Source organism: Jiulongibacter sp. NS-SX5, assembly GCF_052828545.1.
The window spans coordinates 3556291-3581971 of the sequence record NZ_CM128248.1 but is presented as its reverse complement, the minus strand read 5'-3'; the positions used below and the strand labels follow the sequence as shown (position 1 = coordinate 3581971).

Below are 25681 nucleotides of genomic sequence, written 5' to 3'. Positions count from 1 at the left end.
AGCATCAAGAAATGAAGACCAAAGGGAACAGAAAAACACATGTGAATATCGTCACACTGGGTTGTTCAAAAAACGTGGTTGACTCCGAAATTCTTTTTACTCAATTAAAGGGCAATGGAGTTTCAGTAGAGCACGAATCTGAGAGTGATGATTCTAATGTGGTGGTAATCAATACCTGCGGCTTTATTGATAATGCAAAGCAAGAGTCTATTGACACCATTTTAAGATACGTAGACGCCAAAGATGCCGGATATGTAGAGAAGGTATATGTCTCAGGTTGCCTTTCTCACAGATTCAAAGATGAATTAGCCCCTGAAATTCCTCAGGTAGATGCGTGGTTTGGAACCAATGAACTTCCTCGTCTTTTAAAAACGTTAAAGGCTGATTATAAAAAAGAACTCGTAGGTGAACGCCTACTCACTACGCCAGCACATTATGCTTACCTTAAAATAGCTGAAGGTTGTGACAGACCGTGTTCTTTCTGTGCTATTCCTTTAATGCGAGGCAAACATGTCTCTACGCCTATGGATCAGCTGGTATCACAAGCAGCCAACCTTGCGGCAAAAGGCACCAAAGAACTCATTTTGATAGCTCAGGATCTTACTTATTATGGTCTTGATATCTACAAAAAAAGAAATCTGGCTGAGCTGCTGGATAAACTTTCTGATGTAGAAGGGATTGACTGGATCAGGCTGCAATATGCCTACCCGGCGGGTTTCCCGATGGATATTCTTGACTTAATGAAGAACAGAAGCAATGTTTGTAATTACTTGGACATGCCACTTCAGCATGGTTCTTCTGAGATTCTCAAGATTATGCGTAGAGGAATTACCCGTGAAAAAACTGAGGAATTGGTAGATAAAATAAGACAGGCAGTTCCGGACATCGCTTTAAGAACTACCTTGATTGCCGGCCATCCGGGTGAAACAGAAGATCATTTTGAAGAGATGTATCGATTTGTGGAGAAAATGAGATTTGACCGTTTGGGTATTTTCCAATATTCGCATGAAGAAGATACACATTCTTTCACGATGCCAGATGATATTCCCGCAGAGGTTAAAGAAGAACGCACTGACCTCATCATGGAATTACAACAAGGCATTTCTGCTGAGCTTAACCAAAAGAAAGTAGGTCAGGAATACAAAGTATTATTTGACAGAAAAGAGGGTGATTACTTTATCGGACGTACAGAATTTGACTCTCCTGAGGTAGATAACGAAGTACTAGTTTCAGCGAATGAATACGTAAGACTTGGGGACTTTGCTCAGGTCAAAATTGATCGGGCAGAAGAGTTTGATCTTTACGGCCATCTAGTCTCTTAATAGGCTGAGTTCTTAAGGTATCTTGGGAATCGCATAAAGCGAAGACCTATTGAGAAATCAAGTCTATCCATTACGATAGGACTATTAAGAATAACAGGGCCAGAACCGTCTCCAAAATCAAGTTCATTGATACGTCCATAATTATAGCCAGCTTCCAGGCTTAAGATAATATCTCTCCCGATAATGTCATTTCCGAGAAGGAAGTCTAGGCCTATGGTAGCACCTGCACCCCACTGCTGACCGCGGTAGTCAAATTGTGCCCCGTCATAATCTCCTTTATCAGAGTAAAGGTACATTCCCGGACCTCCACTAAGCACCACGAAGGTTTTAAAATCTATACTCTTTCTAAGGAAAAGAGCTGGACCAATAAACTTACGTGAGATACTATTTGAAATGGCTCCTGTGGCTTCAACCTCAGTCATTGGGTTGATATAAGTTAAATTATCTGATGAATTTGAAGACTTAAAATCAGTATATACCGCCCCTATTCCAAATCCTTCCATCGGGAAAAATGCAAGGTCTGCCCCGAAGGTCCAACCCTTTAAAAGCTTCTCTTGGTAAAGACCGAAAGAGTTATTGGCCACAAAATTCTTATCTCTAATATTGCCAATGCCGCCTTTTACACCTACTCTCCATTTCAAGTAATTTTTGAACTCGGAAGATACTGGAACTGGAGTACTTGTTTTTTCTTCTTTCACAAGTTCATTGCCCACCTCCTTATTAAGGACGACGGGTTCAGCTACTTTGACTTCAACTTCCTCTTCAACATTCTTTTTACTGCTTACTTCTGAATCAGAAGGTTGAGTCTTAACAAGCTTCTCAGGCTCATTGTATGTTTTTTGTTTAACAGGCTCCTTAGCCTTTATCGGTTCTTCTATTATTTCCTCCTTTACGACTTCCTTAGATTCAGCAACCTCTTTCACCTGTTTATCAACCGCACTATCCGCAACCATTTGAGGCTCGGACACCACTTTTTCATCCGAGGCTTCTTGAGTTAATACTTTCGGCTCAACGGGCTTTTCTAATTCAGGTTTCTTCTTCTGCGATTCCTTTACCGGACTTTCAACATTCTGAATCTCTTCTTTTCGAACTACTTCCTTCTGTGCTTGCTGAAGAACAACTGGCTCAGATTCAATTTGCAAATCTGATTCAGACTCTAAAGATGATATTTCATTAATCTCTAATTTTTCAACAGCTGTACTTTTTACTTCATCATCGTTAGAAGCAATTACAGGCACCTCATCCTCTTTCTTTTTCTTTTTATTCTTCTTCCCTTTCTTCTGATTCTCAATAACCGCCAAATCAGAATCGTACATATTGTACTTAAAGTCCTTTACTAGGTTTTTAAAAATCTCATTTCTAAGAATTTTGCCTTTAGGACCAACATAAGCATATACAAAACGAGTTGGTGTTTCGGTTAAAATTCGGCATCTGATTTCTTCATCGGCCTGAGTTATAAGAACATCTCTTTGGGCGATTGCAGATAGCATGCCCGCAGTCATAAAGCCAATTACAAGTAGTAGTTTTATAAGTAGAAAGCTGTTAAGTTTCATTTTTGCCATGAGAATTTACCTCTTTGGATGTACACCTTATTATAATTTCAAAAACTATACCGATTATTTCATCGTACATATAAATAGTTGGAATCCTCGGTGCAAATCGCCTATAGGCAGAACTCTTCCATCGAACGAATTTGGAATGAATTTTGTACTATTTCTAACCAAGAAAGCAGAATGTTAACCTACCGTTAACTAATAATTGCAATATTTATTTTGACAATTTGGACATCATTGTCTTATATTTCGGCTTTCAAAAACTGATTTATCAATTTAAACCAACGGATCGCAATATGGCATAAACCTCTACGTTAACTAAAAGACATGTAAGAATGGAAAAAGTTCGTGTTAACGAGAGTGAGCTTGTATCAGCGTATATCCGTGGAGATGAGTCAGCCTTCTCTACGCTAGTTGAGCGTTACAAATCAAAAATTTATACTACCATTTATCTAGTTGTCAAAGATCAGGAGATCGCTGAAGACCTGATGCAAGACACATTTATCAAAGCGATTAAAACGCTGAGAAATGGCAAGTATAATGAAGAAGGGAAGTTCCTTCCTTGGATCCTGAGAATTGCTCATAACCTCGCTATCGATCATTTCCGTAGAGCAAAACGCTACCCGAAGGTGGTTTTTGAGGACGGAAGCAGTGTGTTTAACACTTTAAACTTCTCTGAGAACTCAGTAGAGACTCGTCAAATTAAGAAAGAGTCTCATGAGCATTTAAGAGGACTAATTAAACAACTGCCGGAACAGCAACGTGAAGTCTTGATCATGCGTCATTATGAAGAAATGAGCTTTCAGGAAATTGCAGATGCTACAGGAGTAAGTATTAACACCGCTTTGGGTCGTATGCGTTATGCTCTCATCAATCTTAGAAAAATGATGAGTAAATCAGTATATGCGTATGATACAAACCTTTACAAACAAGTTAAATGAGGTAGTCCGTTATTTGTATAACGAGACAAGCAGTACCGAAAACCTGCAAATTGAAGAATCACTGGCTAAAGATGAGCAACTTTTAGATTTCTATCTGGAAAGCTCTTCTCTGCTATCTGAACTGGATAAGATCCAGATGGTTCCGTCTGAACAGTCAATTAGTAACGTACTAGCGTTTTCTAGAAATTATGAGCCTGCGATATAATCGCAGGCCCTTTTTTTATACAAACATAGGTAGACTGTTTGTGTCTTTCAGCTGATCAACTTCTTTGGAACAGCTTATGCTTTTATGCCTCAATCTGTGAGAGTACTATAGTGACCGTACTCTCTACCTGACTCATTTTGGCTTCTAATTCCTCAGATTTTCCAAGATTCGAGGCGTTGACCTCTATATCTTTAATAAGCTCTTTCAAGGAATCTATACCCATATTGTCCAAGGAAGGTTTCATTTTATGAGCCAACTTACCGACTTTAACATAATCTCCTTCGGTATAAGCAAGTTTCATCTCATCAAGCGTTTCAGGTGTCATTTTGACAAAAAGATCAACCATCTTCTTCACAAAAGCCTCATTACCACCTGCTAAAGCTTCAAGCTTGCTGAGATCATAAAGTTTTGGTCCTTCTTTTTCAAACCCACTTTCTGTCTCTTCTACTTCAACTTGCTGTTCAACTACGGGTTCTTCATGTACCTCGTTTATTTCTTCGGGAGATTCCTCTTTATCAAAAAACTGACTAATCACCTGCAATAAACGCTCTTCTTTGAATGGTTTAAGGACATAATCATCCATACCTGCTTCTTTAAACTTGACTTCTTCTCCTTTAAGAGCAAGAGCCGTCAAAGCCACTACAGGTAATTCTTTGCTTATTTCTTTTCGGATCAATCGAGTGGCTGCCAAACCATCCATATTCGGCATTTGCACATCCATTAAGACCAAATCTGGTTTATATTTTTGAACAAAATAAACGGCCTCAAGCCCATCTTTAGCCTCAATAATCTCAGCACCGTAGTTCTCAAGAATAGTAGAAGCCACCAAACGATTCATTTCATTATCATCTGCTAAGAGTATCTTCTTATCTTGAAGCACATCAAAATTCGAAGTTTTGAGTTCATCTTGTGGCAGGTCTTCATAGGTTCCTTTATCCATGGTCACTGTAAATACCACCTCGGTTCCTTTACCCTTTGAGCTATTGACACTGATTTCTCCGCCCATAAGGTTTACCAATTCTTTCACAATGCTCATACCGAGCCCTGTACCTCCGAATTTGCGTGTTACGCTATCGTCTTCCTGTTTAAACTTCTGGAATAAATTCTCAGAAAATTCTTTAGACATCCCGACACCTGTATCTACCACACGACATTCTAAAACCTGAGATTTGGGCTGATCTTCAAGTACGTGACATTGAATATCTACAGTTCCTTTCTCGGTAAACTTAATAGCGTTTGAGGTCAGATTAAGCAGAATCTGATTCATGCGATAGGGGTCGCCTATAAGAACTTTTGAAATCAGAGGATCACAGATAGAATTGGTAAAGCTCAAACCTTTCTCTTCAGCTTTAAAGCTCATTACCTGCATGACCTTCCCTATCACCTTAGAGGGCTCAAAACCAATTTTTTCTATGCTTAATTCACCGGCATCAATTTTAGACAAATCCAAAATATCATTAATGATAACCAAGAGATTCTCAGTGGCAGAATTGATGGTAGAAAGGTAGAACTTCTGATTTTCTGTGAGTGGAGTTTTACCCATCTGATTTGCCATTCCTAAAATAGCATTCATAGGAGTTCTGATTTCATGACTCATATTGGCCAAGAACATCTCCTTTGCCCTGGTACTAGATTCTGCCTGCTCTTTGGCTATGAGCAGCTCCTCCTCCATCTTTTTCTGTTCGGTGATATCTATATGAGTACCAATGATTTTTAATGGATTTCCATTCTCATCAAAATCCAGCACTACGCCTCTGTCTATCACCCATTGGATGCTGCCATCCTTTCTTATGATTCTATATTCCCTATTGTGTCTGGTTCTCTTCTTGGATTTATATTCACTATCGAGAGATTCTAGAATCTTATAGTCTTCAGGGTGGACTCTACTCCACCAAAAGTCTGCTTTATCTTCACTAATCTCATCCGGAGCAAATCCTAAGAACTCTTCTCCCGGACTTAGAAAAACCGTTTTATCAGTAGAAAAATCATGCTCCCAATAATTGTCTCCAACTGAATTTAGTGCATTCCTTAGTTTCTCATCATATTCCTTCAGTCTATCCTGAACTTCCTTTTCGTCAGAGATATCCTCGATCATGAAAAAGTAGCTACTGATCTTATTATCTGAAGACAGATTCTGGCCTTTCAGTCGAATCCAGAAAGGTTCTCCATTTTTCTTATAGATGACTACGTCTTTACTTATACTCTCGCGTTTTTTGAAAGCTTCAAGCCCTGAGAATACGTCCTCTTTCTTCGTTTTAGGCCCTACTAGCAGCTCATAAGGATTCCCCTTTGTTATTTCCTCCTCAGAGTAGCCCGTCATGGTTTTAAAACCTTCATTGGACCACACAATTTTCACCTCGTCGTTGACAAAGACAATTCCGTTCTCATTGGCACTAGCCACCAGACTTAAACGCTCTCTTTCTGCCTCTATCTTTTTACGCTCAGTAATATCACGAATGAAAGAACAGAAGAACTTCTCCTCTCCCATACCAATAGGCAAAATATAGAGCTCAATGGATAGCTCTTCTCCGTTTTTATTAACGGCAGGCAGCTGCATTTGCTGATTTAAAACTGGACCATGACCGGTTTCATTATACTTTTTCATTCCCTTAGAATGCCCTTCACGGTGCACCTGTGGAATGATGGTCTCAGAAAGGCTTTTGCCTAAAACCTCTTCTTTCGTCCACCCGAAAATTTTCTCGGCCTGTGGATTCCAGAAATTTATTTTGCCATTGATATCTATGGTAATGATAGCATCTAAAGCAGCATTCATGATGAGTCTGTTCTTCAACTCACTCTCAGCTATAGCTTTTTCATGCTTTCGGGATTCGGTAATGTCTGTATAACTCCAAAGATGCCCTTTGTATTGATTATCAGTGAAGATGGGAATATAGTCTCTGAGCAGCACGGTTCCATCTGCCATTTCAAAGACTTCACCAAGAACGAGCTCCTGGTCTTTTAAACATACATCAATGCTATCTACGAACCTTTGTGGCTCTTTGAAAAGATTTTTGAATTGCTCTGCAGCCTGACTACAGTCTTGACCTTGAATTTCATCAGGACCAACACCCGTTTGGAAGTAATCGCAAAACATCTGGTTAACAAACCTGACTTTGCGATGCTCGTCTTCTAATAGAATACCGTTTTTGAGATTACTAATGAGAGACGTGAATACGCTTTCAGCACTCTTTCGTTGTTTTACCTCATCATTGATGCGGTGAGCCAGACCTACTATATCTTCTTCGAATAGATGATCTTCCTCAAGGTTACTTATTGTTTTTACCGCTTCATTGAGTGAGTCGACAGATTGCTTCTTATCATCCAGCTCTTTTTTAAGCCTTTTGTTTACTTCGAAATACTCCTTCTCGCTAACCTCAAAAGCTCTTTCAGCCATACTCTTCTCCTTTTCCAGGGAAGAATAGGTTTCGCTTATCACCTTTAAAAAAGAATTGAATTCATCTGAATCAGTATCCAGACCTTTAAGGTGTTTTTTTACCTGTCTATTTAGAAGTTTGTGATAACTCATGAAATGTGGTAATTGTCATTGTTTGATTGTGCAACTGACATCCACCGCCATCATTGAAAGGGGAAATTTCACCGTATGAATAAAAACCGGCTACCGGAACATTTTCTCCCAAAGTCTCGATCACAGCCTCCACTTCATCCTCTACGCGAGGTCCAAGTACGAGTTTTCTGCCAACACAACTAATTAGCAAAGCAAAAGAAGATTCTTCCAGACCGTTTGACTTTGTCACCGCCGCGGCATCTGCCGCAGCTACACTCAATCGATCAAAGTAAGCACGCATTAGTCTGACTTTTGAACCCTCAGGTACATCACCAGCAAATGTCATGCCTTGTGTCTCTTCATCAATTGACAATATAGTACGAACAATTGGTTTTGTAGAACCGGGAATGGTTACAGCCAACGGGTATAATAATGCTGCACCAGGTAATTCCTTCGATGCTTCACCAAGATATTTCTTGTAGAGCTCCAGGGCATTCATACCATCTATCTCATACAAAACATTGGCTTCAGACTTGGTCACTTCTCTCTCCAGTCCAAATTCCTCCCATCCACCTTGTGAGCCATGGGACACTTTGAAGTTTTCACCATAAAAGCCAATTGCAATAATTTTACCTTTTGAAGGGTTTTCATTCAAACCCACAAGCGTAGACTCAAACTTATCGGCATCCCCTGCTAAACCACCTGTAACTAACACATCTGTATTCTGATGAGAAAGACCTTTGACTAGCTCACTACCATTTACCAAGGCACCATCTGAAAGAACGAGGATGTAAGTTAAATCATCTGTCTTTAAAGATTGATATAAATGCTCACCAGCAGAAAAACTGTCTGTATGATCTGAAATATTGGTAACCACAGATGTGGTTTTTGTAGAATCAAATTGGAAGGCCACAGCTACAGCAGAATCGTCTGATACTGTCTCCTGTAGTATTTCTCCTGATGTGCTACACATAGCCACATCCGCTTTCGGAAATTCTGTGGAAAGCCCTGCGTAAAAGTTTTCGGCCGAGATCACATCCTTGCCTCCAAAACAAAGCACAAGTTGTGCTTCGTTGGAGTCAAAGTCAGTATTTTCGTTTTCAGCCTTCCACTCATTCAGATCAAATCTTAATAATGAGGTAAGCATGTATGTTTAAGTTTTTTTTGGGATACTATCGTATATGGATTATACCATTACTTTGCCAAATACCTAAAATACTCAATACAAGCCTTTTATAATAAATTCAAATTTGATTTTGTCCAAAAAAAGGAAGAGCTTTCCAAAAAATAGAAACTATTTCAAATCTCCGGCCTTCAGCATATTATAAATTGTGCTTTTGCCAATGTCCAGCATGGAGGCGGTTTTGAGAACGTCCCCTTCGTTTTTATCCAGGTAATGCTGTATAATTTCCCGAGTATGCTCTTTCAGGGATTTATTTTCTCTAATGAAGATTTTTTCTTGCTGAGAAGACAAATAATTGATATCTCCAGCTTCAATAACACCATCGTCACAAAGAACGGCTGACAATTCGATAGTGGCTTTTAACTCCCTTACATTACCCGGAAAGCTATATTGTAGTAGCTTCTGCTTGGCAGAATCTCCCAATTTTAAGCCTTTGAGTTTATTCTCTTGTGCAAAAGCCTCCACAAAATGTTTCGCCAAAATGAGAACGTCATTATCTCTTTCTCTCAATGGAGGAAGATGAATAGGCATACCAATTAGTCTGAAGTACAAATCTTCTCTAAACCTTCCTTCTCTTACTTCTTCTTTAAGATCTTTATGGGTAGCTGTAATCACTCGAATATCTAAGGAAGTAGACTCATTACCTCCTACTCTTACCACCTCTCTCTCCTGTAATACTCTCAGTAGTTTTGTCTGAAGGTTGAGATCTAATTCAGCTATTTCGTCCAAAAAAACAGTACCCCCATTGGCCTCTTCAAATTTTCCAATTTTGCGGGCTACAGCACCTGTAAAGGCCCCCTTTTCATGACCGAAAAGTTCACTTTCCACGAGGTCTTTAGGAATGGCACCCATATTTACAGGGACAAACTTTTTCTTCTTTCGTGTACCATTAAAATGGATTGCTTTGGCCACCAATTCCTTTCCGGTACCCGTTTCTCCGGTCACCGAGACATTGATGTTGGTTTTCAGAGCCTTATTCATTAAAGCAAAAACCTTTTTCAAGGAGTCGCTTTTACCTACCATCGTACTCTCAAACGAGTATTTCTGACCAAGTTCTTCCCGTAGAGTTTCTACTTCCTGCTTAAGATCAACGTTCTCACGAATTCGAATGACACTGTTCCAGAGTAACTCCTTGGTAGTATCGTCTTTCACTAAATAGTCTTGAACTCCCATTTTCATGAGATCTACGGCTACCTTAATATTCTCCTGAGAACTAATGATGATCACCGGAAGAGTCGGATTAACCTGCTTCACCTTTTTAAGGAGATCATCCCCCTGCATATCGGGCAAAGAAAAATCAATGGTGATAAGATCTGGTTCTTTGTCTAAATTATCTAAAGCATCTTTTCCAGATTGAAACAAATGGACCTCGTAATCTGGATTTAGCTCTAGTTGATAGGTTAGAATTTCTCCATACCATGGATCGTCTTCTACTATAAATATGCGGAAACTTGACATATGTGGTCTTTTATAAATGGTATAACGTGTTGCACAAAAACTGTACTAGAAATTTAAAATCTCTATTTTTTGATTGAGTGGTTTCCTGATAATGGATAAATTCCAATAAAGAGAACCACACTACCTTCCGATAACTATTTGGTCGATTTGCCCTATCTACAAAACTGCATGGCACAGGCTTTGGCAAAATGGAGTACAAGACGTTAATCACAGTTTTCCACTTAAAAAAATAAAACCCCAAGAATGAGTAATTACCTATCAGGCATGGTAATACCGTGCTATAATGAAGCGAATCGACTACCAACAGAAAAGTTTAAAGAATTCATCACAAATCACCCCGACGTTACTGTCCTGTTCGTAAATGACGGAAGTAAAGATAACACATTAGAGGTACTCCATAAAATGGAAGAATCATCACCTCATAATATTAAAGTACTGGATTTAAAACAGAACTCCGGCAAATCAGAAGCGGTACGACAAGGAATTTTACACCTTTACAATAATTTCAGAAAAATTGAAGCCATCGGTTTTTTAGATGCAGACCTAGCTACCTCGCCAGAGGAATGGTATCAAATGGTAAAAACTATGGAAACCAACCTTAGTTATGGTGCGGTGGTAGGAAGTAGAATACCCAGACTGGGTGCAAGAATAGAACGTGAGGATGGAAGATCACTACTGAGCACATGTGTCAAACAAGTGATAAAGTTTATTCTGCAAACCAGATTTCAGGATACACAATGTGGTGCCAAAGTTTTTAACAGATTTATAGTCCCTCACCTTTTTAGCAGGTCTTTTCAAACGAGCTGGCTATTCGACATTGAGATATTTTTGAGACTCCAGAGTAAGTTTGGCAAAAAAAGCCTCTCATTGGGAGTTATGGAATATCCTCTGCAACAATGGAGTGAGATTGGAGATTCTAAGCTAAAACTGAAAGACTCTTTCCTAATTCCCCTATGTCTAATTCAAATTTATAACGAGTATAGAATAAAACCTTTACTAAGAACCAAAGACGGTTATACCTTTTCAGAGGCGATTACTAATTTCCTCGAGTCAAAAGCTACAAGAAGTTACACCAAAACTTACACCTTTAAAACTCAAGATTTGTCTTCTCTCAGACAAAAGAATAAGCTCAATCTCGTTCGCTCATTTACGAATCTATTCCTGTAAGCAACACGGCGGAACAATTCCAAATATTGGAACCATTCCACCGTTCAATAAATTTATTCCCCTTATAATAAATGAGTTAACTACTTGGCATAGGCTTTGACTATATTATGATGTATATAATCATAAGCCGAAAATGACTACTGTTAAAAATCAAACCCCTCCACCTGTGGACTTCCAGTATGCTATGGTGGTGCCTTGCTATAACGAGGAAAAGCGATTCCCGGTTAAAGCGTTCTCCACATTTCTGAAAAACAACACAAACACACTTTTATGCCTGGTAAATGATGGCAGCAAGGATAAGACTCTTGAGGTTTTACATGCCATGTCTGAGCAATTCCCCAGCCAGGTAGATGTAGTTGATATGCCTCAAAACGGTGGCAAATCTGAAGCTGTAAGAGGAGGCATGTTTCATGTTTATGATAATTACAGAGCAATTCAACTAGTCGGTTTTTTAGATGCTGATCTGGCAACCAAGCCTGAAGAGTGGGTTCTGATGGCACAATACCTGGATGACAATCCACGCTACGGAGCCATAGTGGGCAGTAGAATCAGCAGACTGGGAGCAGATATTGACAGAAATGACAATAGATCAATCCTAAGTAGAATAGTCAAGGCGTTTATTCGAATTATACTTCAAACTAACTTTCAGGATACACAGTGTGGAGCTAAAGTGTTCCAAAGAAGCCTTATTCCTTCGCTATTTGGTAGATCATTTAAGACGCCATGGCTTTTTGATGTAGAAATATTCCTGAGACTACAGAAAAAATTTGGAAGAACAAGCCTGAGAAAAGGAGTACTGGAATACCCTCTTTTACATTGGTCAGAGATTGGTGACTCCAAACTTAAACTGAAGGATTCTATAAAGATTCCGATGCAGTTAGCTGGCCTGTATTATAACTACAGGATCAAACATCTCTTTGAGACAAAGTCTGGCTATAACGTCTTCGATAAGAAGAACGCAGCCTGACACTTATTATAACCCCATTTATTTAATACGAATCACATGAAATCATCAAACTATGTGGCCATCATGGCCGGAGGCGTAGGCAGTCGATTTTGGCCGGTTAGTACCACTCAATGCCCCAAACAGTTTTTAGATATTCTAGGGACTGGCAAAACCTTTATTCAGTCAACTTTTGAGAGATTCTCGGCTTTTATTCCTGCTGAAAACATTTTTGTAGTTACCTCCGAAAGCTATGTTCATCTTGTCCAAGAACAGCTTCCTGCCATTCCGGAAGAAAATATTTTGGCGGAGCCATTTAGAAGAAATACAGCTCCATGTATAGCTTATGTTTCCCATAAAATCCAAGAGATCAATCCTGAAGGAAATCTTATTGTGGCTCCAAGTGATCATTTGATTGAGGACCAAGAGTCTTTTCAAAAGAACTGTTTAACAGCATTGGAGTTTACCTCAAAAAATAATGCATTTGTCACCTTTGGAATCAAGCCAGATCACCCTAATACAGGCTACGGGTATATAGAAACTGAAGGATCATCAGATGATATTCTGAAGGTGAAACGATTCACGGAAAAGCCTGACAAAGAAACAGCCAAGGCATTTATCCAAACCGACAGATTTTACTGGAACTCTGGTATTTTTATCTGGAAGACCCAAGATATCATCAATTCCTTTGAAAAGTATGCAAAAGGGATCAATGACCTGTTTTTAAGTATTTCATCATCTTTCAATACCCCAGAAGAGGCCAGCTCACTCCAAGAGATTTATGAAAAATGCGAGAACATCTCTATAGACTACGCCATCCTGGAGAAGGCAACCAATGTGTTTATGCTACCAGCAGATTTCGACTGGAGCGACCTGGGAACCTGGAACAGTGCCTGGGAGAATTTTGACAAAGATGAAGATCAGAACGCCGTCTCAGGCGAAGACACCTTTATGCTTGAAAGCAGCGACTGTATTGTCCACTCTTCAGAAAAGAAAATTGTGGTAGTGGGAGGTATGGAAGATCTCATTGTGGTAAATACTCCTGACGCCTTATTGATCTGCAAAAAGGAGAATGAGCAGGAGATTAAAAAATATGTCAATCAAGTGAAATCAATCAAAGGAGAGGCACATTTCTAAATTTTAATGAGACCGGCAAACTATCATATTTTCGATGACCTCATGGGGAAAAGGCTGCTACTGGTAGCCATGATTCTCTGTATGCTTACTCATGGGGTTATTGAATATTTTACGCTCCCAGGCACCTATGATGCCTTCGTTCATATGTTTTTTGCCGACCACTATTCTCGATTCTGGTTTGAGCCTTGGGAATATCGCTGGTACACTGGCTTCCTTACGGTTAGCTACCCTCCACTAATGCATCAACTAGTTGGTTTGCTTAGCAAAATCTTCCCGATGAAGGTGTCTTTTGCTATTTTCTCAACCGTGATCATGGAAATATTGATCATCGGGATTTATCGCTTCTCCAAGATCATTTTTGATAAAACTACCGCGGGTATTGCTGCTATCTTAACCGTAGTACTTTCGTCTATAGTGGAGACCCTTCATGTGTATGGCCAAATGCCCACCTTGACTGGTCTCTCATTCCTCTTAAACGCCCTGCCGTTTTTATACCAGTACATGATCAAAAGAAAGCCGATCTATCTCATCATGGCACTTTCTTTTCTGTCTGTCACCATTAGTTCGCATCATGTTACCGCCATTTTTGGGATGGTATTTTTCATAGCTCCTGCTTTATTTATGGCCTTGGCAGATGGCCCGGCCAGAGACAAAACCAAGAATAACCTCTTTGTATTCCTGAAGGCCATTGTCATAGAGGCTGTCAAACGCTGGAAAGAGATCATTCTATTCGGGGTTTTGATGATCGTCATGGCCATAGGTCTCATTTTCCCATACTGGTATTGGAGTAAAACCGACCCTATCACTCAGGTTTCTATACCGCATGGCTCTAGAGACAATTTCTTTGAGGTCACCTCATCAGGACTCATATTTTATATCATTCCTCTCATCCTGATCTTCGCCCTTTTGCCGGCTATTTCTTACACCATACTTCGCAAAAAGAGATTTATAGGATGGGCAGTGTCATTTTACTTATGCCTTCTTTTAGGAAGCGGAGGCAGCACACCTATCCCCAAAATGATGCTGGGAGAAACCGCCTTTAATATTCTGACTCTTGATAGGTTTGGCTTCTGGGCTTCCATCATTGCCATTCCTTTTATGGCAAAGTATATCAACTCCTTTGTGGGTGGTCCTGTAAAGAAATTTTGGGTCAAAAACTTTGGTCAAAAAACGCATTTCCTGCTACTCGGCACCTCAGGTTTTTTCTATTTCCTATTCTTGATTTTCGTTTTTCATCTCGGAAGCTTCAGACCTCTTCAGCCCAAGCAGGTCGAGATAGAACCTATCATAAATTTCCTGAACCGGGATGAGCATATGCGATGGAGATACTTAACGCTTGGCTTTGGTGATCAAATGGCATGGCTCGGTGCCAATACCATGGCCGCCACCGTAGACGGTAATTATCACTCTGCCAGACGCCTTCCTGAGCTCACCACCCGACCGGTAGAACGCCTGGAAAACGCCAAGTTTAATGGTGATGCCGGTTTGGCTTCGTTGAATGACTTCCTGACGAATTCTGAGAAATATAGCCTCAAATACGTATTCAGTAATGATAGATTTTATGATCCATTACTTTACTACAGTGGCTGGAGCAGAACCATAAGGCTCGAGAATGGAATCATGGTCTGGGAGAAAGGGAATATCTCTACTATCAAACCAGTTACGCCTAAAGAAATTCACCCCATTCTGAAAATTACCTGGGGCACCTTCCCTATTTCCAGTTTGGTTATAGCTACGCTTCTCACCATATTCTATTTAAAGCGTTTTAAAGAGCAAGATTACCTCGACTCTGTACCGGAAACAGATCATAATTATTCTATTGCCACTATTTATGGCTCTGCACTATTACCTGTGATATTGTTTTCAGGCTACATCGTCATGCAGATCAATGAGTTATTGCTCTTAAATGAGCAAAAAGATCCTGAAACGGCTATCCTGAATTTCTATAATCATTTAGATTTTCAACGTTTTGAAACAGCATTCCACTTTTTCAAACCAACGCCTACCTATACGCTGGATCAGTATTTACTGGAAAAATCAGTTAATGATGGTGGTTTATTACCTTCCTACGCCAAGCTGGATAGTATCTCAACTCAAGCTATAACTGCAAACGATGACAAGGCTCAAATGTCAGTTTACACCATTTGGAGAACTTCCGTAGGCAACCTTTCACAGATAGACACTTTAATTCTGGAAAGACAAAAAGACAGATGGTATATCATACCTAAATCAGTGGTACCCGAGGTTCCTGAATTCCAGATGAGGAGTTACACGTTTACGCTATTCAAGAAACAAGGCAAAAGAGTAATTAGCAGTTTCCCTACTGTAAAAGATGATCGGGTAAAGAAACCTTTTGCAGCATACAGGCAAGCCAATATCATTGAGAATGACTCTACACTATACCTGACTGGGGCTTTCCTAAATGCAGATGATATACCAATTAATGTAGCATTGAAAGCCTTGGTAACTACCAAGAAAGGAGAAAAGCCACTGACCTTTTACGCCAAAAGAAATTTCCAATATAACCTATGGCCAAAGGCATCTACGTTCTTTGAAATCGATCTCGGCAATAAACACCTTCTTGACTCTCTTCAAATTGAAAAAATAAGTCTATATGCTGATACCGATGTAAGCCAAACCGGTTATATCCATGGAGGTACTTTAGGACTTACTTCAACTGCCGTATCAGCAGATTCAGTAGCTATTCAAGCTCACTTTTATAATGAGTTAAGCACAGATATAAATATTCCTGGTGTCCTCTTAGCTGAGCGAGATCAGGAAGGGATTATCAGACAAGTGCAGCTAGATATCCATAGAAAAGCGGTTCGTAGTGGTTTGAATTTGACTTTTGACACTGGTCTGAGAAAAGTTACTGCCCTGACAAAAGTCAGAGAAGACATTCCCTTTGAACTTTATATCAATGGAAGCCCGAGAAAAACAAGACCCGATGGAAAGAAACATGAAACCATTGAGGCCCTACCCCATTGTTTCATTTCACAAGCCATTTATCTGCAATAACTATGAAGAAGATATACATACATATGGTCTTCATAGCACTTCTTTTCACAGAGCTTTCCTGTGCGAACAAGGAAGGTCAATTACTATGGCTGAATGAAAGCGAAAGAGTTGTTTTTCAGAATTTCCAAATGCTATTCATCTCTTCAATTCCCGAGATTAAAGATGTACGATTGTATACTACTGCCAAACCTTTCTATCTCAACTATACTTTACAGCACGACACCCTAACAATTTCAAAACCGGAGGCCGAGGGAATTATTGAAGGACCAGCAGTATTGACCATCAATACTGAAGACCAAACGCATTATTTTGAATTTTATCTTACGAATAACAAGCAGTTTGCCCAGCTAATTGACTATAGATCGCCCAAAACAGTGAACCCTGACTCCATACTGGAGCATCAGCAAATCATCCATCGGATTGACGAGTTTAGAAATATTCAAAACCTGAACGATGGGAAACTGTTTTTTGAGCAAATGCTCGGGGTAACTGAAAAGGTTGGAGCCTATTATGCTACAGAAAATAAACCAATAAGTTGCTATTACCTCCAGGCAGGTTCTGCAGAAGAAATTCCTATTTCGGTCAAGAAATCAACAAATGGGTCTGCCATTAACATCGGACCTCTAAAAGACAAAATCGGCAATCCGGTTTCAGATGGCACTAATGTCAATATTCAATATACGGCCAATCAAATTCGCTTTAAACGAAGCAGCGTAGTACTGGATGGTGAAGTTAGATTCACACTACCCCCTGAGATACGAATTAGTGATGTTACGGCAGAAATAGCTGGATTAGAGTCAATAGAAGTATTATGAAGTATCTGAAATACATATTGACCATTCTGATCGGAGTTTACCTATATCTGATTATTCAAGAAAGAGAACGGAATGATCCGTTACCTATATTTTTGGTAACAGATACTACAGCCGAAGAACATAGTACTGAGATAGAGGTCAATGTACACTCCATGTTCAAACCAGACACTTCAGACATCAATAGATTAAAGAAGGATTACTCCGCTATCTGGGCACATCTTAATCATCTGTATGCTACCAATGACATGCGTACCGGAAAAGAGTATTACACCGAAAATTTTTATAAGCAAATCTGCGATGGACCAAATGATCCTCAAGAGGCAAACTTGACACGTCAAGACCTTTCGCATGAGCTTCATATCATTAACTGGTCATCAGACAATCTGGTCTGTACTGCCATAGACAGTAACACAGTTTTCAGCTTTCAACTATTAGAAAAACAATCATTCACCAATACACATCATATCGCGATGGTGTTGCTTTTTCAGGGAGATCACTGGAGAGTAGAAGCTATGCGATATCTAAACCAATAATATCATGAGACTAGCTTTCGTATCACCGTTTCCGCCCAGTAAAGTCACACTTAACGAGTATGGCTATCATTTTATCAAAAGCTTCATTGGCAAACCGGGGGTTGATGAAATCATCATTCTCACCAATCACCTGGAAGATAACTCGGCTTATGAAGAATACGATATGCGAGGCATTAAGATCATCCCATGTTGGAGGTTCAATGACTGGTTTAGCTTCTGGGATATCAGAAAAGAATTGAAAAGTCAGAAGATTGATAATGTCATCTTCAATTTGCAATTCATGACTTTCGGTGAAGATAAAATCCCGGCGGCTCTAGGTCTTCTTAGCCCTCTAATGGCCAAATGGCTCGGGATGAAATCTATCGTTTTGCTTCATAATATTACCGAGACCGTTGATCTGGAAAGTATTGGCATGGCCAATAACAAGTTAAAATCGGGGCTTTATTTATGGATAGGCACCCAGCTTACCCGATTATTACTGCAGGCTGATCTTCTGGGTCTTACCATCTCAAAATATGTAGACATCATCAAGTCGAAATATAAGGTCAATAATGTGGCTCTTCTGCCTCATGGCAATTTTGAATTACCGGAACGGGAGCTATTGCCCGAGATTTTACCCGAGATTAACCTGATGGCTTTTGGGAAATTTGGCACCTACAAGAAGGTAGAGGTCATGCTGGATGCGGTTAAAATTCTGGAAAAGAGGTTTCCGAATGAAAAATTCAAAGCCACTGTAGCAGGTACAGATAACCCAAATGTGAAAGGATATCTGGATGGCGTAGAAAAGCAATATAGCGACATGCCGAATGTAGAGTTTACAGGATATGTAAAAGAGGAAGATGTAGAACGCATTTTCAAAGACAGCACCTTTATCATTTTCCCATATACCACCACCACGGGCAGCTCGGGAATTTTACACCAGGCTGGAAGCTACGCGAGAGCTTGTATTCTGCCTAAAATAGATGATCTGGAAAGAGTGGTGGATGAAGAAGGTTATGGCGGAGCCTATTTTATACCTGAGGATGCCCAAAGTATGGCAAATGCTGTGGCGGAGTTAATTGAGAATCCGGCAAAACGTTTGGAGCTGGAAGATCAGAACTACAAAGCCGCTGAAGGGCTTCAAATGACCCAATTGGCAGATATGTATTTAGATCATTTGAAAAAATTAAACGCCTGATCTCATGGATACTCACATTAGTCAAGACGGTCTACTTAAAAGATGGATAGACGCTATACTTGGTATCTTTTATCCTCTTTTTAAGCGATTTATGAGTTACAGCGTATTCGCTTATTTAAGCCTGGGGGCTGTCAATACAGTATTGAACATTGCCCTGTTTGCCATCTTCTATCAGTTTGTACTGGCCCAGCCAGAGTATTATGTGGGTGGGTTTAGCATTAAATCATACACCATTAGTCTGATCATAGCCTTTGTACTTACAGTTCCTACAGGCTATTGGCTTGCCAAAAACTTCGCTTTTAAGACTGAAAACGGAGAGCATAATTCCCAAGCTTTCATGAAGTATGTCCTGGTGGTCTTACAAGGACTTGTAAGCGATTATATTCTCATGAAAGTGATGATTGAACTCTTAGATATCCACCCGACAGTCTCGAAAGTCGCCTCTACGGTTATTGTACTCACCGTCAATTACCTATTACAGAAGCATTTCACCTTCAAAGACAAAAAGCATTAAAGATTATGATTATACAGTAGTTAATTGGAATGGCCCTTGCACTTGCGAGGGTTCATTTTTTTAAATTAACTCAGAATAATCGTTTTATCACATCACTAAAGATGACCTTATTCTTTTTGGAGATAATTAGATGAAGGAAGGTAGGCTTTCAGACCTAAACGAATAGATTTAGGCTAATTCATCATTTGCTTCATGAAATCTGGAAAAGCTATGGAACCCATAGAATGGGTAACTTGAAGTTTTGGAAGAATTACCAGCGATAACCCAGAGTTAAGGTAAACCAGTCAAATTTATAACCGGCTCCTGTACTGGAAGCCACATTACTGGTTTGGTATTTTAAAGAGCCGGTCAGGTTACTTTTCCCGGTTTTAAGCTCTACTTGATACCTGGCGGCCGGCTCGGCGGCATTGGTTTCAATTTGCTGAAGTCCAAGCCCACCCTGTAGATTAAAGGATAGAGGAAACTTGGTAGGCAGTTTACCAGTAATATCTGCGAAAAGCTCGGCATTACTGTACCTATTGGGGGCAAAATAGGCCGTCACCTGTTTATCAAAATGTAGATAAGAATAGTTTATACCTGCTTTGATCACCGGAAACAAAGCAAAAATGTGATACAAAGATGTAAAAGCTTCGACCTTCTTGTTCTCGTCAGAATACCAGCCTCGGTTTCCTTGTCCGTAGATCCCGGTTTTACCATCCAGCATGACGTGGGCCACATAACCCACACTGGTACTATTGATGTTTTGAGAATATAACTCCGGCGTAAAGTTCAAAATATCTTTACTGGCGAAGAGGCTTAACATTCTTCTATCATTCGGGAGATAAGTAAAACTCTGTTTACCTGTAACGCCTCCGAAAGCCATAGCATTTTCAGGATTTACACTTTGGTACCTAAACTCGGTTTTACCACTGAATAATCTACTCCAGTTTTCTGCCAATTGGGCATCAAAAAACGAAGTCTTAATATTCCCTTGAAATTCTGAACTCAAGGTAGAGAAACCGCCACCTGCTTTTAATGAATAAGTGCCGTAGGTGCCTGTTTGAAACCAATACGCATTGGTCACGCGAGAATTCCCACCGATATCATTGAAATAGCTAAAAGAAGTCCCAGCGTTTTTCTTTTTGAAATCATTGAGTTTACCCAGTAAAGCATTGGTACTGCTTTCACCTAGGATTTCTTTTTTTGCCAAAATCTTATCAGCTATTTGATCCTTTTTGCCCTTAGCAATAAACACCTCGAAATACTCATTGAGATAGTTCTTGTTCGGGAACGATCGGGCTAACCTTTCATAGAATCTTAAACCATTTCTGTAATCGCCGGAAGTGGTTTTTAAGCGAGCCATTAAGACCAGCTTATCATCCTCTCCCAAATTCTTTTTCTGCTCGTCTAAGAATTTTGAGGCCGGACCAGTTTTGGTATTCCATAGCATGGCATTGAAATAATTGACCGTAGCATTCTTCTTTTCAGAATCCTGAAGCCAGGCCTCGCGAGCCACACCTAAGGCTTTGGAGGCCTTTTTATTCATAAATAAGGCGTAAGATTGGTTCACCATGACGGTGGTCTTTTCATAATCTAGTGGAATTAGTTTTCCATAGACATCCACGGCCTGGCCATATTTTCCGGCCTGTAATGAAAGGTCTCCTTTATAAAGTAATATTCCCGCATCTTCAGGATTTACAATTAAAATAGAGTCTAATTGAGCAATAGCCTCCACATACTTCTCCTCTGCTCTCAGAGAATTAGCCTTCTGTATATACGCCTCTCTTTTTTCAGGACTTAAAGTAGGATTATCAGTCCCTTGTGCTACCGCAAAACCTGCATGAAATACAGCCGAAAACAAAAGAGCTGAAACCAGAAAGCCAAACCTGAGCAACTTAAAATACATAGATCAGGAGGGATACTGTGGCGAAAAGAAAATACGCAGAACCACCGCCACTCCAAGAGTGGCGTAGGTAAGAGAACCTAAGAAAGCCATAACAAGCCCCCAGAAGGTATTATACTCGGGCCAGAACCCGACTCTGATGGCCAGAACGGAAACAAAGATGACCGAGAAGGTTATCCAGAACATAGCTCTGTTTACGTCAGTCTCTACAATTTTAAACCTGGGAAGCTTGCGTATAAAATAAATGACGTAGACCGACCCCAGCAGACTCAAAAGAAGCTGAAGAAGGAAATAAAAAGGAAGAGTCTTCTCACCTATAGTAAAAGACCCATCCAATACAGGAAAAAGCGATAAGGCGAAGCCATCATGATGAGTAAACCCATCAATAATCAAATGTGTAAAAATGCCAATCAAAGCAGAGAACATAATGGTCATAGGGTGCTCTCTTAGCGACTTAAACCAATCTACCTCCACAAAGTCTACGAAACGTTCTTTCAGATTTAGCGGTAGGTGAGGATAAAAAGCCGGCTTTATTAAAACGTGAAAAATAATCGTAAAGATTATGGTTGCCGGTAGGTCTAATAACAGAATCCCGAACCAATGATGTCCAATATTTTCAACCTCTCTTAACTGTAAGAAAAACTCGAAATCGGGCATCACACTCCCGGCTATCAAGGCTGTGGCCGAAAGTCTATATCGTTCTTTCATGAATGGAAGAACCGCTACAGGATGTGCTAAAGTAAAAGGCATGTTACACTTCTCTTATCTCGCGAGCATTCGCTGAAGATTTTCCATCAATTCAGAAATTGATTTTTTATTCGCGTTAGATTTTAGAAGAAAGTCGTTTGATCCATTTCTGAGGGCTTGTACCGCCACACTTAGATCTTCATGAGCCGTGCAGAAAATAACTTCTACATTTTCATTTTGCTTTTTCAGAGACTCCAATACTTCCAGACCATCAATACCATCCATCTCTTTATCAAGAAAGATTATTTCAGGTTCTTTATGAAGATTATCCAGACAGTCACTGCCGTTGTCATAAGTAGTGATATTATCGAAGCCTTGGTCAGTCAGCAATTCTTCCAAAATGGCAACCCAGAAAGGGTCATCGTCTACTATAAATATCTTGGGGTTAAACATAGATGAGGTTTTATTTATTGAATGATATTCACATACAATGCCAGTATTTAGCAACATCATGCCAAGTCTTAAAAACTTATCCAGCGGTGGTATTTTACACGGCAACACCCACACCTTAAAGCCTCAAAACAAAGCACTTATAAATAAAACTTCTTTTCTACTACCCTCCTAGCTTTTTAGCAAAAGGCCTAATTTTGGAATAGCAATTCCACCGCTTAATCATATTTTCCATTATTTGGAAGAGTTTACTAAACCCTTACTGCACTATTTTGAAATTTTTACCACAAAAGCAGGGAGCGACTGAAGTTCTGCTTTTAGCTTTTCTGGAACTTCAACACTTAATACCTCATTTTGAAGACTCCATTTGAGTTTTTGATCAAAACCAAGAAGACTCAATTCAGACTTTTTAAGAGGGATATGACTACTACACTCCAAAACATTGGGCAGTGGACTATCATCATTGACATAGATCATATAAAGCTCATAATCTTTACCGGCAGTGAAGTACCAATTCTCCTCTTTGAATTCAGTCAGGGCTCTTGTTTCATAAATAGCTTCGCCAAAACGCCCGGTCCATTCTCCAATTTCTTCTAATCTTTTGACCTGCTCAGGTAAAAATAAACCATCTGCCGTAGGCCCAACACCTAGCAGAAGATTACCGCCTTTGGCTACAATCTCCACTAATAAATGAATGACTTTATCGGCCGATTTAAACTGATCATTTGGAACATAACCCCAGGCTCCTCCTAAAGTAATACAGCTCTCCCAAGGATCTGAAGACATTTCTGAAGGAATGCCCTGCTCTGGCGTTCTATAGTTTTCATACGGTCCATGTACCGTTCTGTCTACGATCAATATTCCCTTTTGATTCTCCCTGACAGTTTTCGCCACTTTCGGCATATTTATTTCCTGATCAAACTCCGGAATAGGAGCTCCCCAGCTCAGCACTTCTTCATTTACCGTATGTTTAGGTCTTACCCAGCCACCGTCTAGCCAAAGAATATCAATATCACCGTATTGGGTCGTGAGTTCATTGATTTGGTTATGCGTATAGTTTACAAAACGCTGCCATTTCTCAGGGTGTTTTCTAATATCATAATTCACATTTCGGTCGGGTGTTGCGTAATAATCCCACCAGAAATCCTGCGAGTGCCAGTCCGGCTTAGAGTAATAGGCCCCGATCATCATATCTTCTTTTCTGAAAGCATCAAAAACATGTTTGGCCACATCTGCCTTCGGGTGATCTCTGAAAGGTCCATCTGAGATTTTATAGTCTGAAAATTGAGTATCAAACATATTGAAACCATCATGATGTTTTGTGGTAAAAACCACGTATTTCATTCCGGCTTTTGAGGCTGCTTGTGCCCATTGGCTAGGATCAAAACTTTGAGGATTAAACTCATCTTTCAAGCCCCAATACCATTTTTTGTAATCATGATAAGCCACATTACTATCACCACGGGTAATCCAGTCTTCATTACATAAACTCCAGGATTCTATAATACCCGGTACAGCATAAACTCCCCAGTGAATTAATATCCCAAATTTCTGATCTCTCCAGTGTTCTAGCTTTTCTGCTACTGCAGGGTCAGTAGGGTATTGATATTCTTTTGAGGTCGGGTGTACGGTATTTTGCCCTTTGGCAAAACCGCAAACCATTAAAAAGAGAATAAAATAGGTGAGTTGCTTTTTCAATGGAGTAAATAAAAATAGTGAGCAGACAAATTAGCTACTCACTATTAATAGAGTCTTAAAATTTTATGAATTGGCCTGTTCTAAGCCGTTCTTTTTAGTTTTTGACTCAATTCTTCCAGGGAAACGCCACGTGTCTCCGGCATCATAAAAAACACAAAAAGCAATTGTAAAACCATCATAAAGGTAAATACTCCGAACACGGGAGCTGCACCAATGGTAGAAAACAAAAAAGGAATAGAAGAGGGAATGATAGCCGCCAGTAGCCAGTGAACCGAGCTACCAAAGGCCTGACCCGAGCCTCTAAGATGGTTTGGAAAAATCTCGGAGATGAACACCCAAATCACGGTGCCTTGCCCTAAGGCATGTGCTATAATGAAGATGAACATGAAGATAGGCACCGCCATCCCGGTCCAGCCAGTAGCGAAAGCATAGGCCACCATTCCTAAAGAAATGATATACCCTACAGAGCCAATATACATGAGCATTTTACGACCTACCTTATCTATAAGTGAGACGCCTAGGAGCGTAAAAATGAGATTGACAACGCCAATACCGATACTACTTAAAAGTGCAGTGCTCTCTCCCAGCCCAGCCTCTTCAAAAATTCGTGGGGCGTAATAGAGAAAAGCATTAATACCCGAAAACTGATTGAAAAAGGCGATTAAAAAAGCCAGGAACAAAGGAAAACGATAGGTCTTATCAAAAATGCTTTCCTTTATAGCTTCAATGCTTTCGTTCTCCTGACTCTGCTCCACCGTATAATTCGGATCAATGAGTTTCTGTACATCCTCAGCCTCCTTGGTTCTGCCCTGTGTCATTAGCCAACGCGGACTTCTTGGAACGCCCAATACAAAAATGGTATATAAAATAGCAGGTAATGCTTCTACACCCAGCATCCATCTCCAATCATTTTCGCTAACATCATTCAGTAGGTAATTAGACAAATATGCCATCATGATACCGAAAACGATATTGAATTGATAAAGAGCCACAAGTTTACCGCGGTCTTTTGCCGGAGAAATTTCAGAGATATACGCAGGAGCGGCCACGGTACTGGCTCCCACTCCCAAGCCACCAATAAATCTAAAGAAGGCAAAAATGTACGGGTCATTAGAAAGTCCGGAACCTACCGCTGAAATGGTATACAAAAAGCCAATCCAGATTAAGGTGGTTTTTCTACCTAGTTTATTGGTGGGAATGCCTCCAAAAATAGCTCCTACCACCGTACCCCAAAGGGCCATAGACATCACCACAGCACCATGAAAGGCATCAGAGGAATTCCAAAGAGCTTGTAATTTTTGGTCGGCCCCGGAGATAACTACCGTATCAAAGCCAAATAAAAAGCCGGCCAAAGCGGCCGTAATAGACCAAATGAAGATTTTGTTCTGTTTCAATTTTGTTAGGGTTAAAGTTTTGTGAAGATCGGTGAAATCTTGTAGGTGGGCAAGAGGGAGGTGGAAATAGAACATATCGTGGAAAGACATGTCAGCTCC

Annotated in this window: 20 protein-coding genes; 11 read left to right on the top strand and 9 right to left on the bottom strand. The window is 40.0% G+C overall.

Annotated elements, in window-relative coordinates; genetic code table 11:
• Nucleotides 1-11 precede the first annotated feature (11 nt).
• Nucleotides 12-1322, top strand: a complete 1311-nt coding sequence (rimO, locus tag ACUXV0_RS15550; protein ID WP_446190491.1) for a 30S ribosomal protein S12 methylthiotransferase RimO — start codon at nucleotides 12-14, stop codon at nucleotides 1320-1322.
• On the opposite strand, the gene ACUXV0_RS15545 is transcribed toward rimO, so the two are convergent.
• Nucleotides 1319-2884 carry a hypothetical protein gene (locus ACUXV0_RS15545; protein WP_446190490.1) on the bottom strand — a complete coding sequence of 522 codons (1566 nt, stop codon included), beginning with the start codon at nucleotides 2882-2884 and terminating at the stop codon, nucleotides 1319-1321. The genes rimO and ACUXV0_RS15545 overlap by 4 nt on opposite strands.
• A 326-nt stretch (nucleotides 2885-3210) precedes the next feature.
• On the opposite strand from ACUXV0_RS15545, the gene ACUXV0_RS15540 reads away from it, so the two are divergent.
• Together ACUXV0_RS15540 and ACUXV0_RS15535 are read left to right on the top strand one after the other, a co-directional pair.
• Nucleotides 3211-3816, top strand: a complete 606-nt coding sequence (locus tag ACUXV0_RS15540) for an RNA polymerase sigma factor (RefSeq protein ID WP_446190489.1) — start codon at nucleotides 3211-3213, stop codon at nucleotides 3814-3816.
• The gene (locus tag ACUXV0_RS15535) at nucleotides 3785-4021 is read left to right on the top strand and encodes a hypothetical protein (RefSeq protein WP_446190488.1); all 237 of its coding nucleotides are present in this window, start codon (nucleotides 3785-3787) and stop codon (nucleotides 4019-4021) included. Before ACUXV0_RS15540 ends, ACUXV0_RS15535 begins: the two co-directional genes overlap by 32 nt.
• Before the next feature lie 82 nt (nucleotides 4022-4103).
• Here the strand turns inward: ACUXV0_RS15535 and ACUXV0_RS15530 are convergent, their stop codons facing one another.
• The 3 genes from ACUXV0_RS15530 to ACUXV0_RS15520 form a co-directional block, all read right to left on the bottom strand.
• Entirely contained in the window at nucleotides 4104-7547 is a 3444-nt protein-coding gene (locus tag ACUXV0_RS15530; protein ID WP_446190487.1) for a PAS domain S-box protein, read from the bottom strand.
• Nucleotides 7522-8673 (bottom strand): FIST signal transduction protein, encoded by a 1152-nt coding sequence (locus tag ACUXV0_RS15525; RefSeq protein WP_446190486.1) that lies wholly within the window; start codon nucleotides 8671-8673, stop codon nucleotides 7522-7524. Before ACUXV0_RS15525 ends, ACUXV0_RS15530 begins: the two co-directional genes overlap by 26 nt.
• Before the next feature lie 147 nt (nucleotides 8674-8820).
• Entirely contained in the window at nucleotides 8821-10167 is a 1347-nt protein-coding gene (locus ACUXV0_RS15520; protein WP_446190485.1) for a sigma-54-dependent transcriptional regulator, read from the bottom strand.
• Nucleotides 10168-10410: 243 nt separating this feature from the next.
• Here ACUXV0_RS15520 and ACUXV0_RS15515 point away from each other — a divergent pair, with 243 nt between their 5' ends.
• The 8 genes from ACUXV0_RS15515 to ACUXV0_RS15480 all read left to right on the top strand — a co-directional run bounded on the left by ACUXV0_RS15515 (nucleotide 10411) and on the right by ACUXV0_RS15480 (nucleotide 19471).
• On the top strand, nucleotides 10411-11334 hold the full coding sequence (locus ACUXV0_RS15515) for a glycosyltransferase (RefSeq protein WP_446190484.1): 924 nt from the start codon (nucleotides 10411-10413) through the stop codon (nucleotides 11332-11334).
• A 133-nt stretch (nucleotides 11335-11467) separates the two neighbouring features.
• Nucleotides 11468-12301: a glycosyltransferase gene (locus ACUXV0_RS15510; RefSeq protein ID WP_446190483.1), complete on the top strand. Its 834-nt coding sequence runs from the start codon at nucleotides 11468-11470 to the stop codon at nucleotides 12299-12301.
• A 36-nt stretch (nucleotides 12302-12337) separates the two neighbouring features.
• Nucleotides 12338-13414, top strand: a complete 1077-nt coding sequence (locus ACUXV0_RS15505) for a mannose-1-phosphate guanylyltransferase (protein WP_446190482.1) — start codon at nucleotides 12338-12340, stop codon at nucleotides 13412-13414.
• A 6-nt stretch (nucleotides 13415-13420) separates the two neighbouring features.
• Entirely contained in the window at nucleotides 13421-16432 is a 3012-nt protein-coding gene (locus ACUXV0_RS15500; RefSeq protein ID WP_446190481.1) for a glycosyltransferase family 39 protein, read from the top strand.
• Between the two features lie 2 nt (nucleotides 16433-16434).
• Entirely contained in the window at nucleotides 16435-17247 is an 813-nt protein-coding gene (locus ACUXV0_RS15495) for a hypothetical protein (protein ID WP_446190480.1), read from the top strand.
• On the top strand, nucleotides 17244-17780 hold the full coding sequence (locus ACUXV0_RS15490; protein WP_446190479.1) for a hypothetical protein: 537 nt from the start codon (nucleotides 17244-17246) through the stop codon (nucleotides 17778-17780). Before ACUXV0_RS15495 ends, ACUXV0_RS15490 begins: the two co-directional genes overlap by 4 nt.
• Nucleotides 17781-17784: 4 nt before the next feature.
• Entirely contained in the window at nucleotides 17785-18957 is a 1173-nt protein-coding gene (locus tag ACUXV0_RS15485; RefSeq protein ID WP_446190478.1) for a glycosyltransferase, read from the top strand.
• A gap of 4 nt (nucleotides 18958-18961) precedes the next feature.
• The gene (locus tag ACUXV0_RS15480; RefSeq protein WP_446190477.1) at nucleotides 18962-19471 is read left to right on the top strand and encodes a GtrA family protein; all 510 of its coding nucleotides are present in this window, start codon (nucleotides 18962-18964) and stop codon (nucleotides 19469-19471) included.
• A 250-nt stretch (nucleotides 19472-19721) separates the two neighbouring features.
• Here the strand turns inward: ACUXV0_RS15480 and ACUXV0_RS15475 are convergent, their stop codons facing one another.
• From ACUXV0_RS15475 to ACUXV0_RS15455, 5 genes are all read right to left on the bottom strand, one after another.
• Nucleotides 19722-21356: a tetratricopeptide repeat protein gene (locus ACUXV0_RS15475; protein ID WP_446190476.1), complete on the bottom strand. Its 1635-nt coding sequence runs from the start codon at nucleotides 21354-21356 to the stop codon at nucleotides 19722-19724.
• 3 nt (nucleotides 21357-21359) lie between these two features.
• The gene (locus tag ACUXV0_RS15470; RefSeq protein WP_446190475.1) at nucleotides 21360-22103 is read right to left on the bottom strand and encodes a DUF4184 family protein; all 744 of its coding nucleotides are present in this window, start codon (nucleotides 22101-22103) and stop codon (nucleotides 21360-21362) included.
• Nucleotides 22104-22115: 12 nt separating this feature from the next.
• Nucleotides 22116-22493 carry a response regulator gene (locus ACUXV0_RS15465; protein WP_446190474.1) on the bottom strand — a complete coding sequence of 126 codons (378 nt, stop codon included), beginning with the start codon at nucleotides 22491-22493 and terminating at the stop codon, nucleotides 22116-22118.
• A 264-nt stretch (nucleotides 22494-22757) separates the two neighbouring features.
• Nucleotides 22758-24188 carry an alpha-L-fucosidase gene (locus tag ACUXV0_RS15460; RefSeq protein WP_446190473.1) on the bottom strand — a complete coding sequence of 477 codons (1431 nt, stop codon included), beginning with the start codon at nucleotides 24186-24188 and terminating at the stop codon, nucleotides 22758-22760.
• An 80-nt stretch (nucleotides 24189-24268) separates the two neighbouring features.
• Complete coding sequence (locus ACUXV0_RS15455; RefSeq protein ID WP_446192818.1) at nucleotides 24269-25657, bottom strand: sugar porter family MFS transporter; 1389 nt, start codon at nucleotides 25655-25657, stop codon at nucleotides 24269-24271.
• Nucleotides 25658-25681: the final 24 nt, after the last annotated feature.